The 18,559-nt window shown below is 36.0% G+C and carries 11 protein-coding genes; 3 read left to right on the forward strand and 8 right to left on the reverse strand.

Features of this window, described 5'->3' with window-relative positions:
- Positions 1-126: 126 nt before the first annotated feature.
- Positions 127-3,933 (reverse strand): VgrG-related protein, encoded by a 3,807-nt coding sequence (locus Bccel_RS16125; protein ID WP_050753547.1) that lies wholly within the window; start codon positions 3,931-3,933, stop codon positions 127-129.
- A 227-nt stretch (positions 3,934-4,160) separates the two neighbouring features.
- On the opposite strand from Bccel_RS16125, the gene Bccel_RS16130 reads away from it, so the two are divergent.
- Positions 4,161-4,850 carry a DUF554 domain-containing protein gene (locus tag Bccel_RS16130; protein WP_036939142.1) on the forward strand — a complete coding sequence of 230 codons (690 nt, stop codon included), beginning with the start codon at positions 4,161-4,163 and terminating at the stop codon, positions 4,848-4,850.
- A 72-nt stretch (positions 4,851-4,922) separates the two neighbouring features.
- On the opposite strand, the gene ppdK is transcribed toward Bccel_RS16130, so the two are convergent.
- From ppdK to spoIIP, 3 genes are all read right to left on the reverse strand, one after another.
- Positions 4,923-7,565, reverse strand: coding sequence for a pyruvate, phosphate dikinase (ppdK, locus tag Bccel_RS16135; protein ID WP_036939143.1), 2,643 nt, complete (start codon positions 7,563-7,565; stop codon positions 4,923-4,925).
- Between the two features lie 457 nt (positions 7,566-8,022).
- On the reverse strand, positions 8,023-8,298 hold the full coding sequence (locus Bccel_RS16140; RefSeq protein WP_036939144.1) for a hypothetical protein: 276 nt from the start codon (positions 8,296-8,298) through the stop codon (positions 8,023-8,025).
- A gap of 115 nt (positions 8,299-8,413) precedes the next feature.
- Positions 8,414-9,679 carry a stage II sporulation protein P gene (spoIIP, locus tag Bccel_RS16145; protein ID WP_036939145.1) on the reverse strand — a complete coding sequence of 422 codons (1,266 nt, stop codon included), beginning with the start codon at positions 9,677-9,679 and terminating at the stop codon, positions 8,414-8,416.
- Positions 9,680-10,015: 336 nt separating this feature from the next.
- Here spoIIP and Bccel_RS16150 point away from each other — a divergent pair, with 336 nt between their 5' ends.
- Together Bccel_RS16150 and Bccel_RS30295 are read left to right on the forward strand one after the other, a co-directional pair.
- Complete coding sequence (locus Bccel_RS16150; RefSeq protein ID WP_036939146.1) at positions 10,016-10,225, forward strand: hypothetical protein; 210 nt, start codon at positions 10,016-10,018, stop codon at positions 10,223-10,225.
- 149 nt (positions 10,226-10,374) lie between these two features.
- The gene (locus tag Bccel_RS30295) at positions 10,375-10,530 is read left to right on the forward strand and encodes a hypothetical protein (RefSeq protein ID WP_154673443.1); all 156 of its coding nucleotides are present in this window, start codon (positions 10,375-10,377) and stop codon (positions 10,528-10,530) included.
- Between the two features lie 75 nt (positions 10,531-10,605).
- Here the strand turns inward: Bccel_RS30295 and Bccel_RS16155 are convergent, their stop codons facing one another.
- The 4 genes from Bccel_RS16155 to Bccel_RS16170 form a co-directional block, all read right to left on the reverse strand.
- Entirely contained in the window at positions 10,606-14,844 is a 4,239-nt protein-coding gene (locus tag Bccel_RS16155) for a 2-hydroxyacyl-CoA dehydratase (protein ID WP_036939147.1), read from the reverse strand.
- A 211-nt stretch (positions 14,845-15,055) separates the two neighbouring features.
- Entirely contained in the window at positions 15,056-16,069 is a 1,014-nt protein-coding gene (locus tag Bccel_RS16160; RefSeq protein WP_036939148.1) for an acyl-CoA dehydratase activase, read from the reverse strand.
- Positions 16,070-16,100: 31 nt separating this feature from the next.
- Positions 16,101-17,195 (reverse strand): 2-hydroxyacyl-CoA dehydratase, encoded by a 1,095-nt coding sequence (locus tag Bccel_RS16165; protein WP_036939149.1) that lies wholly within the window; start codon positions 17,193-17,195, stop codon positions 16,101-16,103.
- Positions 17,192-18,184 (reverse strand): acyl-CoA dehydratase activase-related protein, encoded by a 993-nt coding sequence (locus Bccel_RS16170; RefSeq protein ID WP_036939150.1) that lies wholly within the window; start codon positions 18,182-18,184, stop codon positions 17,192-17,194. The genes Bccel_RS16165 and Bccel_RS16170 overlap by 4 nt, the downstream gene beginning before the upstream one ends.
- Between the last annotated feature and the right edge of the window lie 375 nt (positions 18,185-18,559).

Consider the following 18,559-nt stretch of genomic DNA (forward strand, 5'->3'; position numbering starts at 1 on the left):
AATAAAAATAGAATTACTATTAAGTAAAGTAATTCTATTTTAGCTTAAAGTTATGAAGTTTTTATGGAGATATGCAAGTAAAATTTAATCACTTACTTAATTGTCCACACAGCACGAGAGTCCCCTTTATGGAAGCGCTCTTGGATTTTGCAGCATCCTAAGAGCATCAGCCCGTTCATTAACAGATAACCTTCTATACACTGCAGACTGAACATCTGGTCCATTTCCCGAAAAGTGGTACAAAACCAGATTCTCAATTCCATATTGCTCAGCAATCTGTTTGCATACTTGCCTTATTATATTTACTATCTGGATTACCTTGGAGGCATCCGCCCTTCCCCATAGTTTTGTAACTATATACTGCATGTCTTCCAGTGTCATGCATTTGCTGCGGTCATCATATACAGCATTAATAATCTCTTCATCTGTAATTTTGGAAAAATCATAGGTCCCAGGAGAGGTATTAACCAACTTACCCTCAGGTACTCCCAGGCCGGATTCTAATGCTTTTCTAAAAATTGGCACAGAGCCTAGGTATGTATATACTTCCTTGGGTGATACAACACCTGTGCCATGTTGAACGCTTGTTGAAAACAGTACAGATCTAAGAGCCCGGCTTCTTTGACTAATATCAAATCCGTAATAGTTCTTTAGAGCAGCATCTGCACGGTCATAGTACTTGAGTTTTATATATCTGCTTTGGATTTCCAAAAAATCCTGATAGCCGTTTAACGCAATTTCTTTCCATGCAGCATCAAAATTATTACCGAATCCATTATCCAGGGCTTTAGCATCTGAGAGCTTTCCATATACACTTTCTGCAACACTTTGAAGAGAATCATTATTATTTGATGCCAAGTCATCTCTTAGCCACTTTAAAAAAGCGTCTAGAGAACCTGTTTTTGAAGCAAGCTGCCATGCGCCATAACTCTTGCCCCCGGCATCCTGAGGATTGTTTGCGATACAGGCCGCACCACCTGCTCCTCTTGACTCATATTTTTCAGATAGGATTCCTATTCCACTCTCGCTTTTTCCCATATCCTCATCGGGAATATAATTATATATTATTGCATTTTTATTATCCTTTGATTGTTTTATGTAAGTTTCTTTTTCACTAGCATCAGATATTGTTTTTATCTTGTATATGTCATTTAACCTATCGTAGCTATATGTGACACTATTTCCTTCGGTGTCGTAAACTGCATCTAAAACACATTTCGGGCCATATTTATAGTTAATTGCAAAATCATTATTATCATAAATACATTGAAGTGATTTATCGGAATTATATGTAAATCCAAACTTATCACCGGCGGTTTCGATTGATGAAATTTGCTCTCCTTTATAGGAAATCTTGTATGTACTTCCTTTGGGGTTTGTTACTAAGATAAGCTTACCTGAAGGCAGGCTTTCATATTTATATCGCAAATTATCTTTTCTTATTAATTCATATCCATCTTTGGTTTTTATAAGTTTATCCGTGCATCCTGGAGGTGCAGCTAATTTATTTCCATTTAGCTGAAAAATCGAGTGGTCTCCTGAACTATATAACACATTAATCCCGGTTTTTATGAGTTGTACATCTTTTGAAGCAATATAACCTTTCCTGCCGCTTTGCATTTCCACAAAAACATATTTCCCTGATGTTTTTAGCCACTTTAAAGTTTCTCCTTTACGAAGGGTCCCAACAACTTTAGCCCTCTTGCTTGGTTTTTCTATCAGGCTTGCGTTATCCGCTTTCACTAAGACTATATTTGAAATGCCACTTATTTTTGATTCATATGATGTCCTCCACCCTAATCCCACATTTAGCAGTGGTTTTTCTAAAAAATTTGGACTATAGCATCTTTCCATAAGTACTTCATGTGATTTAGGCAGAAAATCCTCCTGCTTTAATATGAAGTCTGATTTACATTTAACCTGAGTCGGTACTTTTTGGGTCAAAATATTTTGGAGAGGAAATATCTGCATTGCCAAGGTTTCCAACACATATTTTAGCTGGTCGGCAACCTCATTAATTTTATATTTCCCATCATTGTCCAAATTAAAATAAGTTCCCCTTGTAGCATTTGCAACAGCCTGTAACAGTTCTTTATCAGCATTCTGCCCATATGACATGGGAAATAATTTGATATTCTTCTTTGCAAGAACATTCGCCATATCTAAAACCTGATTTTTATCTCCTGTATTCTTTTTACCCGTAAATAGAATAACTGCTTTTCCAGTAGTATTATTACCTTCAAAATATTTGTTTAGTTTCATCAATCCTTCTGTAAGATTGGTTTCATCAGAAGTTAAAACTGTATCATCGGTTTGGGTTGATTCGCTACTTTTAAGTAATTCCATAATTGCTTTTTTGCTTATAAATTTGCTTCCATTAAAATTGTTCTTATTTGAAAAGTCTAAAATGCCAAAGCGGATTTGACTTTCTACAACACTATCTAAAAATTGGCTAAAAAAATCCAATCTCTTGTTTTCATATTCCTGTCCGTTAATAAAGGACAAATCATCCATTGCAAAGACAATATCCAGCTTTCCATATGAAGTGGGCATTTTATTATTTCCCAGTAAATATATCCCCGATGACTGTATACTGCATGATACTGTTTTTGCTATTTTATCCAGCGAAATTCCTTTTACAGGGACCAGCTTTTTATTTACAGTATCCACCTTAAAGATACAAAGAGAATTTTCATTGACCCCTCCCAAATCATAACTGTTATAATTAAAAATTATTTTTGACTTGAGTCCCGACAGGTTTCCTATATAAGCTTCATATGGACTCCCAATAATACCCGGAACTGCATTAAGCTGCATGTTTTTACACACTCTCACCCAAACAGGTGTGACAGCAAGATTATCCTTTCCTTTCGCAACAATCTCAACACTACCGTTTGGACGCACAGCAAACTTGGTAATGTCCTGCATAGTGTTCTTCTTACAAGGGTTAGAGCTCAATATCATTTCAGCACCGTCTAATATTCCATCTCCGTCATTATCGGCATTGGTAGGATCAGTGCCGGATATATTTACCTCATACCCATCACTTAAGCCATCGCTGTCTGTATCCATTTTATCTTTTTCTGTACCATAATAAAGTTCTTCTTCATTTCTAATTTCATCCTCATCACTATCCAAATAAGGAATAAAGTCATTATTAAGCGTTGTATCCTTTGAAACTTTAAGTTCATATGAACTGCCGCTTTGACCTATTGAGTTATATGCCCTTACAATATAGTAATATTCAGACTTTACATCTACATTCTTATTTGTAAATTCATTATCCAATGTTTCTCCAAGCAGTATATATGGTCCTTTGCTGCTGGTTCCATCCAAAGTATTTATCATACTTGTACTTCGATATATTGCATATCCCTCCTGGTCGGTTGATTTAGTCCATCTTAACCGTATGGATCCATTTTCCCATCCCCCAAACAAAACAGGTACCTGAGGAATTGATAATTTTAATAAGATATTGGAGTTTGGGCTTTCATTTGAAGAAATATCATCAGCTGTCACCGAGTAGTAGTAGGTCCTGTTAACCACAGCAGTAGTGTCAGTATATTCGTTCTCCGATATATTGGATGCGATTTCAACAAGTTCTCCCGGTCTATTTCCTCTTTTAATATTATAGAATTTTGCACCTTCTACTGGCTCCCAGCTTAATAAGGCTTTACCGTTTTGTTCTGTTATTTTAACAATTGGTGCTTTAATACAAGTCTTATTGTCAGGAGCTTCCTTTAATGTTTTCTCAATCAGATTAAAATTAAGTGATCCTACTTTATTGCTAAATTGTGACAATCGATTTGAAACCGAAACATCATTTTTTTGTGTTGTATTTACTGACTCTGCCGATACAATCGAAGTGAAATTAAAAAGTTGCGTTGAGATTGCAATGGTGAGCAAAAAACTTTTCAATGTGTTTTTCTTCATTTAATCCCCTCCAAGTGGTAAATTTCATAAATACGTATTATAAATAGATATGATGCAATTATATACATTATTATCTATTAATTTATATTTCAATTTGTTCTTCGATAATCTTCAAATTTTTTTAAATCGATTGCATTTCACATAAACTCATATATGTGTTATAATACCTTAGTCATGCCATATGAGATTAATTGGCTTATGTAGATATGTAGAATGGGGGTTACAAGGTGATAGGTGTAATTGTTAATACGGCAGCCGTTATTATAGGAAGTTTAATTGGTCTTATGCTTAAGAAAGGGATTCCCAAAAAGTTCACTGACGCGGTTATGCTTGGTATAGGTTTATGCACTATTTACATTGGAATATCAGGAACATTAAAGGGAAAAAACACACTAATTCTTATAATTTCCATAGTTATAGGGGCCATTCTAGGAACATGGATGGATATCGACAAAAGAATAAACACTATGGGTGATTGGATTGGTCAAAAATTCAAATCCTCTTCCGGATCTGTTTCAGTAGCTGAAGGCTTTGTTACAGCCAGTCTTTTGTTCTGTATAGGTGCACTGACAATTGTAGGTTCTTTAAATGCAGGACTTTCAGGAGATAATGAGATGCTTTTTACTAAATCGGTTCTTGATTTTATATCGTCTACAATGCTTTGTGTAAGCCTTGGTATCGGTGTATTATTTTCTGCATTTTTCGTTTTGGTATTTCAAGGTTCTATTGTTCTGTTAGCACAGTTTTTACAGCCTATATTAAATGATTCTGCTATTGCTGAAATCACCTGTACAGGCTCTCTGATGATTATTGCACTTGGACTGAATATCATTGGCCTTACCAAAATCAAGGTAGCAAATTATCTTCCAGGAATTATTGTTGCACCCATTTTATGCTGGATAACGACATTATTATAATACATAATAAAAGTAAAAGAGCAAGGTGATTTATTTCGCCCTTGCCCTTTTTTATTTCATCAGAAAATTCCTTTATTTCTGCCCAAGGTCTCCTTCTTTACGTATAGCAGCCTGAGCAGCAGCAAGCCTTGCAATAGGCACACGGAATGGTGAACATGAAACATAGTTAAGGCCAACTCTATGGCAAAACTCAACTGATGAAGGATCTCCTCCATGCTCTCCGCATATACCCAGCTTAATATCAGGTCTTGTTTGTTTACCCAGTTTAACTGACATTTCAACAAGCTTACCGACACCTGTCTGATCAAGTCTTGCAAACGGATCGGATTCATATATTTTCTTATTATAGTATTCATCAAGGAACTTACCTGCATCGTCACGGCTAAATCCGAAAGTCATCTGAGTTAAATCGTTTGTTCCAAATGAGAAGAACTCAGCTTCCTTAGCAATATCATCAGCTGTCAATGCAGCTCTTGGTATTTCTATCATTGTTCCAACTTTATATTCAAGCTTAACGCCTGCATTCTTTATAACTTCGTCTGCTGTCTTCACAACAACATCCTTAACATATTTCAATTCCTTGATTTCGCCAACCAATGGAATCATTATTTCAGGCACAACATTCATGCCCTTCCTGTTAACGTTTATAGCAGCTTCTATAACTGCTCTTGTCTGCATTTCAGCAATTTCCGGATAAGTAACTGCCAAACGGCATCCTCTATGACCCATCATTGGGTTGAATTCATGGAGGTCTGCAACTATACCCTTTAGATCTTCAAATGTAAGACCCATCTCTTTTGCAAGAGCCGCAATATCTTCATCAGCCTGCGGCAAGAACTCATGAAGCGGTGGATCCAAAAATCTAATAGTAACAGGATAACCCTTCATTTCTGTAAAGAGGCCTTCAAAGTCGCTTCTTTGCATTGGAAGGAGCTTATCTAATGCTTTTCTTCTCTGTTCTTCAGTTCTTGCAACAATCATTTCTCTCATTGCAGGTATTCTGTCAGCTTCGAAGAACATGTGCTCTGTACGGCACAAACCTATACCTTCTGCACCAAACTCCATTGCCTGTTTAGCATCATGAGGAGTATCTGCGTTTGTTCTAACCTTCAATGTACGGATCTCATCCGCCCAGCCCATCAACTTGGCAAAATCACCAGTCATCTGGGGCTCAACAGTCGGAAGCTTATCACCGTATACATTACCCGTTGAACCATCCAGGGATATCCAGTCACCTTCAACGTACTTCTTGCCATTTTTATCCAAAAAATATCTTTCTTCTTCATTTATTTTGATTTCACCACAACCGGCTACGCAACAAGTGCCCATGCCACGTGCAACAACAGCAGCATGTGAAGTCATACCTCCGCGGCCGGTTAGTATGCCTTGTGATACATGCATACCTTCAATATCTTCCGGTGAAGTTTCAAGTCTTACAAGTATAACATTCTTTTCTCCTGCTTTAAATGCATTAACCGCATCATCCGCTTCGAAATATACCTTTCCTGTCGCAGCTCCCGGTGAAGCAGGCAAACCTTTTGCAACAGGAACAGCAGCCTTAAGAGCCTTCGGCTCAAAGTTAGGATGTAAAAGTGCATCCAACTGCTTGGGATCAACTTTCATTACAGCTTCGTCCTTGGTTGCCATACCTTCTGCTACAAGATCAACTGCGATCTTTAACGCTGCAGCAGCAGTTCTCTTACCGTTTCTTGTCTGGAGCATGAACAGCTTACCTTTTTCAATGGTAAACTCCATGTCCTGCATGTCTCTATAATGTTTTTCCAATGTATCTGCTATATTGATAAATTGATTGTATGCATCCGGATTGATTTCTTTTAATTGATCTATTGATTGAGGAGTTCTGATACCTGCAACAACATCCTCTCCCTGTGCATTCATCAAGAATTCTCCATAAAGCTTCTTTTCCCCTGTAGATGGATTTCTAGTAAATGCAACACCGGTACCTGAATCATTTCCCATGTTACCGTATACCATTTCCTGAACGTTAACTGCAGTACCCCAGTCACCAGGTATATCATTAAGCCTTCTGTACACTATGGCACGTGGGTTGTCCCAAGAACGGAAAACTGCTTTTACAGCTTCTAAAAGCTGTATCTTAGGCTCCTGAGGGAAATCAAAACCCTTTTCTTTTTTAAAGAGCTCCTTATATCTCTTAACAACTTCTTTAAGGTTAACTGCAGTTAAGTCTGTATCAAAATGAGCGTTATTCTCTTCTTTTACTGCATCAAGGATCTTTTCAAACTTGGGTTTTTCTACTTCCATAACAACATCACTGAACATCTGTATAAACCTTCTATAACTGTCATATGCAAACCTTTCGTTATCAGTAAGCTTTGCCAGGCCTTCTACAACAGTATCGTTAAGACCAAGATTTAGAATTGTGTCCATCATACCCGGCATTGAAGCCCTGGCTCCTGAACGAACAGATACGAGAAAAGGATTTGAAGGGTCACCGAATTTTTTTCCGACTATCTCCTCTGTTTTTGCCATCATAGCATAGATTTCTTCTTCGATTTCTTTGGAAACTACTTTACCATCATCATAGTACTTCGTACAAGCTTCTGTTGTAACGGTAAACCCTCTTGGAACCGGCAGTCCCAAACCAGTCATTTCAGCCAGATTCGCACCTTTACCGCCAAGCAGGTTTTTCATCGAAGCATTACCTTCGCTGAATAAATATACATACTTTTTCATTTCAAAAACCTCCCGTATTTTATTGAATTAATATAGGTGATTTCTAAAAAATAACTGGTCAACTGGAGATTTCAAAAATGCTTAATCTACTGCTCTCCACAATAAAAATTGACCAAGGAAATTTTTGAAATCTCCTTATAGAAGGAAAGATGTTTAAAAACAGTCCACCTTTCATAATTCCCAGAATGAGCGTATAAACTAAAAACATTTAAAAACTTGCAATAAAGATACCGATATGTAGTTACTAAGGCATGAATGAAAAATCACTTCCGCTTTCTAAGCGGCTGTTTACGAGTTAAGTCAACACATGAGCAAAATTTATAGCGGAAGTTATTTTTTATCATGACTAAAAATCAATAATCCTTATTATAACATATAATTAATATTTTTCATTATATTTTTGCTAAATTTCACATTATTTTATAATTATTTTAAATCGCTTTAAAATATATCATCTTCATTGCTTTAAAAGTTTTTTTAGTTTCTCACAGCTCTTATTTATAATCCTTAAATCTATATTCATATTTATATTCATTATTCCTATGTTTATACATGACCTATTAGTCCTTGTAAAAGAAATCATCTTGATTCTTTTATCATTGTTCATAATACTGTTTAACGAATAATCTACTGTGGCAAAACCAGCCAAGATGATAAAAACAAATAGAACAATGCATAAGACTAATCTTCTTCTACGCATTCTCAATTCTTTGAATTTTTCAACTCTATTCATTTTTATTCCTCCGAGCCAATCTATTAAAAGCGGTAAATCTATTGTATTGGTCTGTCAAAACTTATATTTCCCATAAATTCAACTAAATAGACATGTAAAAATTTTGATATGTCATTTAATTCTTAACAACTTCATTAATAGCCTGTGCTAAGTACTTGGTGCTCTCAAGACATTCTTCCATCAGATTTCCATCCCCTCCTACTTCTATTATTATTGCTTTATTGGATACATGCTGATTATATCTGTTGATGCTTAAATTAATCGGCTTGGCAAGTCCTGGACATATTTTATTTAAAGTATCCTGGAGCTTTAATGCAAACTTAAGGTTTTCCTTCCAATTTGGATGGTAAAGACCACGTTTATTTGTACCCATAACAAACATTACCTGGGCAGCCTTTTTTCCATTTACTTCTTTAACAGCCCTGAGTTTTTTACCTTGTGCGGCAAGACCGTCCCTATGGAGGTCTATTATAACGTTAATGGAAGGATAGCTTTTCAATATGCTTGATGCTGTTTTAAGAGAATTCGCATAGGAACTGTTGTAATCAGGGTAATCATGGATGGTGCCGTTATGTATTACATCTATGCCATAGCTTTTCCTTAATATTGATGCCAGTTGTTCTCCTACTCTTACAACACCTTTTTGAGGGTCTTTTGACCATGATGGCAAATTAGTTTTATTCAAGTTACTGATTTTATCAATATAGGACTCAGTTGTATGAGTATGATAAATAAGGACCTTCGGCCCCTTTTTTGATGTCAATTTACTTATAGGAGCTTTCAGAAGTTCACTTATGGCTATTTTCTCATCTGTATCATTATTAATAGCTATTTTGGCCTGAGATTGATTCCCTATGTTATTTTTTTTATTATCCTTATTCTCTTTATTTCCGCCAGGCACTTCATCTTCCTCGGTATAAATACTGCTCTGATCTACCAAAAGCCCGTTTTTTTCGTTGTCTACAGCATTTTCATCATTGGAATAATCCAGTTTGACTTGCTTTTCTCTATTTAGCAAAACGTCAGGATAGTCCTTAATATAATAATTGCTTAATATCACCAAGTTTGAATTCAATACCGTTTCAGGACTGCTAAAATCAAACCCAAATATCCTGCTGATCATACCTTTGATTTCTCCATATAATGAAACACTTATGTTACCACTGTTATAAACCGAATCAATAATAGGAAACGAGTTGTTTAGCATGGACTTGAAATTATGAACATCTATATTGCCAACAAATGTACCTTCAAATCTCGATAGCAAATTTCCTCCAAGTGTGCCTCCCTTAATAGCTGCAAATGATAAAAGTACAAATAAAGCAATTTTAGATACACTTTTAATAAATATACTTTTGTTTTTTATATGTCTTGTCTTCATTTTTCCTCCGGTACATGCTTTTTATAATAATATTCCAAGCCCCATTCCATTATTACCATTTTAGTTATTGTCTGTTTCCGTTTGCAACACTGTGTTAATTTCCAGTGAATTTTATGTCGTATTTTAGCACTTTTTGTCGAAGCATTTCCAATGTTATAGTTTTGTTATATACTATAATTGCGTTGTCATAGTAATAATTCTTTTTCAAACCTGTTAGATTTCAAATTAATCGGGTATTTATTTCAATAATAAATAGTTCCTACATTAATTCACTTCAAAAGTTAAGCTTAGATTGTATTTATTTAAATTCGGGCCTTAGATCAAGGAGGAATTATTATGTACAGCTTTAAATCATTGCGTTGTTATAATTGCAAAGCTATTATTCTTAATCTACCGGAATTGGAAATTTCAAAGTTAGACGGCTTAAATTTTATCTGCGATTGCTGCGGTCATCAAAATCTTCTTACAGAATTCAAATTTTACAAAAGCAGCTATAATGATCCTCAACTAAACATCTTCAGCATGGAAAACCTGACAGCATTCTGATACATAAAGGTATATTGGATTCCTGTTATCGTTCTATTACCATTTTATATACTTAAACATCTTTTTATCTGGACTTGATTTACTTAACCTGTGCCACTATAATATTAATATAATTTAATTTAAATATTATAGATTAGGCAGGTACACTAATGAGTGCACAGATCATGGTTGTAATAGGAAGTTTAGTTGGATTTGCTGTTTTAGCATTTTTCTTCTACAGATCCATCAATAATCTGGAAAAGAAAAAGACGAGCAAGAAAAAAGGCCGTACAAAATATATGCCAGAAGCTAAAAGCAGGTATTAAGGAATGATCAAAATTTCCTAGGCATTCAAAAAAGAAGGTTTTCACCTTCTTTTTTGTTATGTTTAAGACTATTTTTTAAAGATTTTTAAATGCAGTTGAAAGCATTAATTTAATCCTATTTAATTGGTTTACTTCACTTGCTCCAGGATCATAATCAATAGCAACAACATTTGATTTCGGATAATGCCTTCTAAGTTCTTTAATAACACCCTTGCCAACAATATGATTAGGTAAGCATCCAAATGGCTGAGTACAGACTATATTGCTTGCACCTGTGTGTATTAATTCAAGCATTTCGCCGGTTAAGAACCAGCCTTCACCGGTCTGATTACCACATGAGACAATTTCTGAAGCCATTTTAGCCAAATCTTCAATATGAGCAGGAGGATCAAAGTGAGTACTCTTTTTAAATTCCTCCCTTGCAGCAGAACGAAGCCATTCAATAGCCTTAATTCCTGCATTTGCCTTTACTGCTGATGATTTTTTCATTCCCAGCTTTTCATACTTGAAGTTGCTGTTATAAAAACAGTACAGAAAAAAGTCCAACAAATCAGGAACAACAGCTTCAGCACCTTCAGCTTCCAATAAATCAACAAGATAGTTATTTGCCGCTGGCATAAACTTTACAAGGATTTCGCCTACAACTCCAACCCGGGGCTTCTTTATGTCTTTACGCGGCAGAGAATCAAAATCACGTATAATTTCGCGACAAATCTTCTTATACCTTGCAAATGAAGGATATTTGCTTTTTGTTAGAAATTCTATACATTTACTTTCCCACTTTTTATGCAATACATTGGCAGATCCTTCTTCCAATTCGTATGGACGAGTGGCATAAAGACAACGCATCATTACATCCCCGAACACCACGCTATAAATTGCTTTTATTCCCAACTCTGGTGTGATTTTAAATCCCGGGTTCTTTTCCAACCCTACCAAATTAAGCGAAAGTACTGGTATATGCGGATGACCCGCTTTACGCAATGCTCTGCGGATAAATCCGATATAGTTGCTGGCACGGCATCCACCGCCGGTTTGTGTGATCATTACTGCAGTTTTTGATAAATCATATTTACCTGATAAGACCGCTTCCATAATCTGTCCCACTACCATCAAAGAAGGATAGCAAGCATCATTATTAACATATTTAAGCCCAACATCAACAGCCTTCTTGCCGTCATTGTCCAAAAGCACTATATTATAGCCGCATGACCTAAAGACCGGTTCTATAATAGAAAAATGAATCGGCGACATCTGCGGAGCAAGAATTGTGTAATTGTCACGCATTTCCTTTGTAAACAGTACTCTTTCATATCTAGCAGGCACAATTGTTCTTTTGGTTCCGCTTTGCTTTCTTACTTTGATTGCAGAAAGAAGGGAACGGACACGAATACGTGCTGCACCTAAGTTATTAACTTCATCTATTTTTAAACATGTATAAATCTTGCCGGAATCCTCCAATATATCATATACCTGATCAGTGGTTACAGCATCAAGACCGCAGCCAAAGGAGTTAAGCTGAATCAAATCAAGATCGTCACGTTGCTTAACATATTCTGCAGCAGCATAAAGCCTTGAGTGATACATCCATTGATCCATAACAAGAAGAGGTCCTTCCACCTTAGAAAGGTGAGAAACAGAGTCTTCTGTAAATACGGCTATACCATAGGATGTAATAAGTTCCGGAATACCATGATTTATTTCCGGATCAATATGGTATGGACGTCCTGCAAGAACAATTCCGTGACCACCTGTTTGTTCCAAATACTTAAGGGTTTCTTCCCCTTTCTGCTGAATTTTTTTATGAGCTAATTCCATTTCATCCCAGGCTATTTTAGCCGCTTGTGTTACTTCCTCAACTGAAATATTAAACTGGCCGCCAAACTCTTCCACAAGTCTTTTGGTTAATACCTTAAGATTGGTAAATGGAAGAAATGGACTCATAAATAAAATATCCGGATTCTTAAGCTCATCCATATTGTTTTTTATATTTTCTGCATAAGATGTAACAATGGGGCAGTTATAGTGATTGTGTGCATCTTTGAATTCCTGACGTTCATAAGGAATACACGGATAAAATATATATTTTACCCCCTCTTGTAAAAGCCACATAACATGACCGTGGGCCAGTTTGGCAGGGTAACATTCCGATTCACTTGGAATTGATTCAATGCCAAGCTCATACATCTTCCTTGTTGATTCAGGCGATAAAACCACCTTGAATTTAAGTTCCTTAAAAAACTCCGCCCAGAAAGGATAGTTTTCATAAATATTTAGAACACGTGGAATACCTACAGTTCCACGAACCGCTTCCTCTTCTGTAAGGATTTCACGATCAAACAGCAGCTTGGCTTTGTACTCAAATAGGTTTGGAATATTATCTTTATTTTTCTGACCGCCCGCACCACGTTCACAACGATTACATGTGACAAACTGTCTTCCGCCGCTAAAACGGTTAATGGTTAAAAGACAATTGTTGGTACAACCTTTACAGTGTGACATTTTTGTAGTAAATTCCAAGTTATTGATTTCATCGTGAGGAAGCATTGTTGTGGATTTGCTTTCATCATAGCGTTCTCTTGCAATCAAAGCTGCACCAAATGCACCCATAATACCGGCAATATCAGGTCTTATAGCCTCACACTCTGCAACTCTTTCAAAGCTTCTTAGAATAGCATCATTATAGAAAGTCCCACCCTGCACAACAATATGCTTTCCAAGTTCAGATGCAGAACTAACCTTAATTACCTTATACAGTGCATTTTTAATTACAGAGTAAGCCAGACCTGCCGATATGTCCGCAACCTCAGCACCTTCTTTTTGAGCTTGTTTAACCTTGGAATTCATAAATACTGTACATCTTGTCCCAAGATCAATGGGATTTTTTGCAAATAGGGCAGCTTTTGCAAAATCCTGAACACTGTAATTTAATGATTTTGCAAAGGTTTCAATAAAGGAACCACAGCCTGATGAACATGCTTCATTAAGCTGCACATTGTCTACAGTATGATTCTTAATTTTAATACATTTCATATCCTGGCCACCAATGTCCAGGATACAGTCAACTTCAGGGTCGAAGAATGAAGCAGCATAGTAATGTGCAACTGTCTCAACTTCACCTTCATCCAATATAAGTGCACTTTTAATTAAAGCTTCACCATATCCCGTAGCACATGAATGTACAATTTGTGCATTTTCCGGAAGTTTGGAATAAATATCTTTAATTGCATTAATTGTTGTTGTAAGAGGACTGCCATTATTATTGCTATAGAAAGAATATAATAGTGTCCCGTCTTCACCTATCAAGGCTGCTTTTGTTGTTGTGGAACCGGCATCAATTCCTAAAAAACACTTTCCTCTATAATCATTAAGACTGCCACGCTTTACTGTATTTCTGTCATGACGCTTCTTGAATACAATATAATCTTCTTCATTCTTAAACAGGGGCTCCATTCTTTCCACTTCAAATTCCATTTTTATTTTACCTGAAAGCTTGGCCTCTAAAGCTGAAAGGGTGGTATTGATTTCTTTATTTGCATTTAATGCAGAACCTGTTGCAGCAAACAGATGAGAATTTTCAGGTATAATCCTGTGCTCATCATCTAATTTAAGAGTTCTGATAAATGTTTCTTTAAGCTCGGATAAAAAGTGAAGAGGTCCTCCTAAAAATGCTACATGACCGCGAATTGGTTTACCGCATGCAAGTCCGCTGATTGTCTGATTTACAACAGCCTGAAAAATTGAAGCTGACAAGTCCTCTTTTGTAGCACCTTCATTCATTAAAGGCTGAATATCCGACTTGGCAAATACCCCACATCTTGCTGCAATAGGATAAATGGCTTTGTAATTTTTTGCATAGTCATTAACACCTGCAGCATCAGTCTGCAGAAGTGACGCCATCTGATCAATAAAAGATCCCGTACCACCGGCACAGATACCATTCATTCGCTGTTCAACATTCCCGCCTTCAAAATATATGATCTTGGCATCTTCACCACCGAGTTCAATTGCAACATCTGTCTTAGGTGCAAAAGTAGACAATGCAGTGGACACTGCAATTACCTCCTGGGTAAACGGTACGCCAAGATGATTGGAAAGCGAAAGACCACCTGAGCCCGTAATCATTGCTGCTATTTTTATATCACCTAATTTTTTGTGAGCTTTATTGATAAGCTCACAAAGACTTTCCTTAATATTGGCAAAATGCCTCATATAATCGGAAAATAAAATCTGTTTCTTATCATCTAATATTGCAATTTTTACAGTTGTGGAACCAATATCAATTCCTAAATTGTAAATAGTTGTATTATACATAGCATTATGCAGATATAAATAATCTGCTATAGACCTCCCAATTTAATTTGACTCTAAACTATAAATGTACGGCAAAGATACAAATTGTAGAAGTTATAGTTATACTTTTATAGTTAAATATATATATAATGAAGCATTTTTCATGTTATAAAAATCACGTTACATTATACAACAAGAAAGCCCAAAATACAATATGATGGGTGTTTTTACCTCATTCGGTGCTTTTTACAGCCGACACTTTTCTTTGAGTTCTCTTGCTTGGGTTACACGAATTAGTCCATTTGCCGCATTTATCACCTAATGCAGCTATAATTTTCCCATCAATCTCGACCTTTATGACTTCACAGAAATTTGAGCAATCGTTACACTCAAAACTCGACGGCACATAATCAAGCTCTATAACATCAAAGCCTTTAAATTCAGTAGGTTCACCCGTTTGTTCAACATGCTCCTTAGCAAGAATCGCAACACCTATAGCACCCATAACATTAAAGTATTTAGGTACAATAACCTTATGACCTACTTCTTTTTCAAACGCCGCTCTTATACCTTTATTTGCTGCTACTCCTCCCTGAAATACGAATGGAGGCACAAGTACTTTTCCCCTTCCAAGATTGTTTATATAGTTTCTGACAAGGGCTTCACAAAGTCCATTTATTATTTCTGCCTTTGAGAATCCGAACTGCTGCTTAGCGACCATGTCGGATTCTGCAAATACAGTGCATCTTCCGGCTATTCTAACATTCTTCTGTGCTGTAAGAGCTAAGTCTCCAAACTCCTCTATGGGAACCTTAAGCCTTTCGCTCTGATGATCCAGAAAAGACCCTGTACCGGCAGCACAAACAGTATTCATTGAAAAGTCGACCACTACCTGATCCTTGAGTATAATAATTTTGGAGTCCTGCCCTCCGATTTCAAAAATTGTACGAACATCGGGAACATAATGCAAGGTGGCTGCAGCATGAGCAGTTATTTCATTTTTTACAACATCGGCTCCGATCATTGCACCTATTAACTGTCTTCCGCTCCCTGTTGTTCCAATTCCCCTAACCTTGATATCTTCATTGACTTTTGATTTCAGCTCTGTGAGTCCAACCTTTACAGAATTAAGAGGTTGTCCGTTACTCCTTGCATAGTAATCAAAAACAACATTGAAATTTTTATCAATTATTATTATATTTGTGCTTACTGACCCAATATCAATACCAATATATACCTCTTTCATTTCGAACCCCTTTTCTACTGGTTGGATTAACCTATTTGCAAATCTTCTGTTGCTTCTTTCCTCTTAATAAATCAACAAAGGCTTCAATTCTGGTCTGATTATTGGCTTTACCTGTTTGTTCATCTATAGGAATGGTAAGAACAGGCAAATCAAACCTTTCGATTATGTTAGGTATAATGCTCTGGTTTACCAACTCAGGCAAGCAGCCAAAAGGCATCAAATGAATTATTCCATCAAAGCCCATTTCTTTAAAATGCTTAATATATCCTACATTCTCCTGAGCATGCCCGCCAATCTCTATTTCAATAAACTCTTCACCCTGTTCTATTATGCTTTCTATCTTTTTATCCCGAATAAAACCTGGTATTATGTTATGCTCAATCCAATCGGAAAGATACTGTGACCTTTCCGTTTCGACACCAAGTGTTCCCAGTATTTTTTCTATTTCCATATTTACTGATGATTCCAATACTACATAGATTTCACCAATTATACCAATTCGTATTTTATTGCTTTCCTCCACTTGGATAACAGGAACTCCATCAAGCATCCTGTTAGCTTCCTTCCCTGCCTCTTCAATTTCAGTTATGGTTTTTGTTTTGTCGAACACCTTAAGAATTTTATTCCATGCCCTTTCACAATCACCCTCATTAATTTCATAGGCTCTCATTTTTTCAATTCTCTTTTCAACCCTGTCTATGGCATAGGAAAGTTTATAAACAACCTTCAATGTTTTTACTATTTTAAATATAGATGTACCGTTAGCTATCTTTAATGCTTTTTTGGTAAAATCCCAAAAGTGTGGAAAAATAGCATCTATAACTATTATATCGCATTTGTAGCCAAGGTTTTTAAGTATTCTATCATGTAATTCGCCGTAATAACCGGCCCTGCATGGCCCATGGCCTCCCGAGGTAATTATTGCTTCTGCCCCCATCTCTATGGATTCAATATAAGAACCCAAAATTACTTTAAGAGGGAAGCATGCAAACTCAGGTGAATGCTTAACACCAAGATCAAATGTCTTTTGAGTGGGCTTGGGAGGAACGATTACCTCATGCCCCAACATTTCAAGAAGTTTTTTATACACTATAACCGGGCTCATATGAGGAAAAGATATTCTCATACTGAAACTCTCCCAAACTGTGGCATCTTTCTTCTCTTAAGCATATCTGTAAAAGCTTCAACTCTGGTTACCAAATGGCTGTCTCCTGTATGCTCATCAACCCTTATGGTCAAAAACGGCTTGTGTTTTTTTTCAGAATCCAGCTCCATCATTTTTCCGATATACGAGTCCGGACCACATCCAAAGGCAGTTATATGAACTATACCATCGAACCTGTCTTCATTTAGAAAATATAGTCCCGCACCAAGCAGCTTGTTGCTGAATGTCCAGAATAATTGCTTTTTAAGATGTTCCATATGTTTATATATATCTTTTTCTGAAAGCATATCGAATGTAACAATGTTTGCACCTAGACTTCTGAATTTCGAAATTATATCCATAGAAATAAAACTATCATATATATTATATACATATCCTAAAACACCAATATTCACGGCATCAGGAGAAGTATTTTTAAAAGGCTCATCTGAAGTTTTTCCGTTTAATATTTCATCCAGAGTAAAACCTTTTTGACTTAAGCTTCTATACTTTTCAAACTCCCTGTCAGCAGCTCTTAAAGCACCTTTCATCTTTGACGGAGCAATGCCTAGTTTAGACGTTATCCCTTTGTAACTAGAAAAGTTAGTTATATTTTCATTTTTATTCAAAATTTTTGGTGATAATATCCTGTCACCATAGTCTTTAAAAATAACTTTGGCCATATCTGGCAATCCCAAAAACTTGGGACAAAATGTTTCATATTTTTTTATACTAACCATTCTGGGTATAAATATATAATCTACCCCATTTTTAATGAGATCTAAAACGTGGCTGTTAAATATTTTAATGGGTACACATATTTCCTGTACAGTAACCTTAATGCCCTCATCTATCATTTTCTTATTGGTATCATCCGAAATTACAATTTCAAAACCAAGCTCCTTAAACATTGTAACCCATACCGGATAATAATAGTAGTAAAGCAGTGCCCTAGGTATTCCAATCCTCATTTGACCAACCCCACAACTTATTTATACCAAAACTTTCAATATCCATTCGATCCTTCCAATGTAATATTCTGCTATCAATAGAGTATAAATAACTTTTATTCTACATACCCTATTATACTTTTCACTTTACAATTGTCAATAGCTTGAAAAGGCAAAAACCCACATTTATAAGACCTTCGGCTATTATGTTTTGTTTTTTGAAATAGCCATACATATTAAATTTACTAAAGACATTTTAGTTTTATTCTATAAAAAGAAACTATTTTTGTATTTGTGCTTTATTTGTACCCAAATTGAAATACTCATAAACAATCTATATAGGGTAAAAGTGACAAATATCTATTACAGTTATCTGTAACAAATCCCGCTAGGATG

Source organism: Pseudobacteroides cellulosolvens ATCC 35603 = DSM 2933, from assembly GCF_001262605.1.
Taxonomy (GTDB): Bacteria; Bacillota; Clostridia; order Acetivibrionales; family DSM-2933; genus Pseudobacteroides; species Pseudobacteroides cellulosolvens.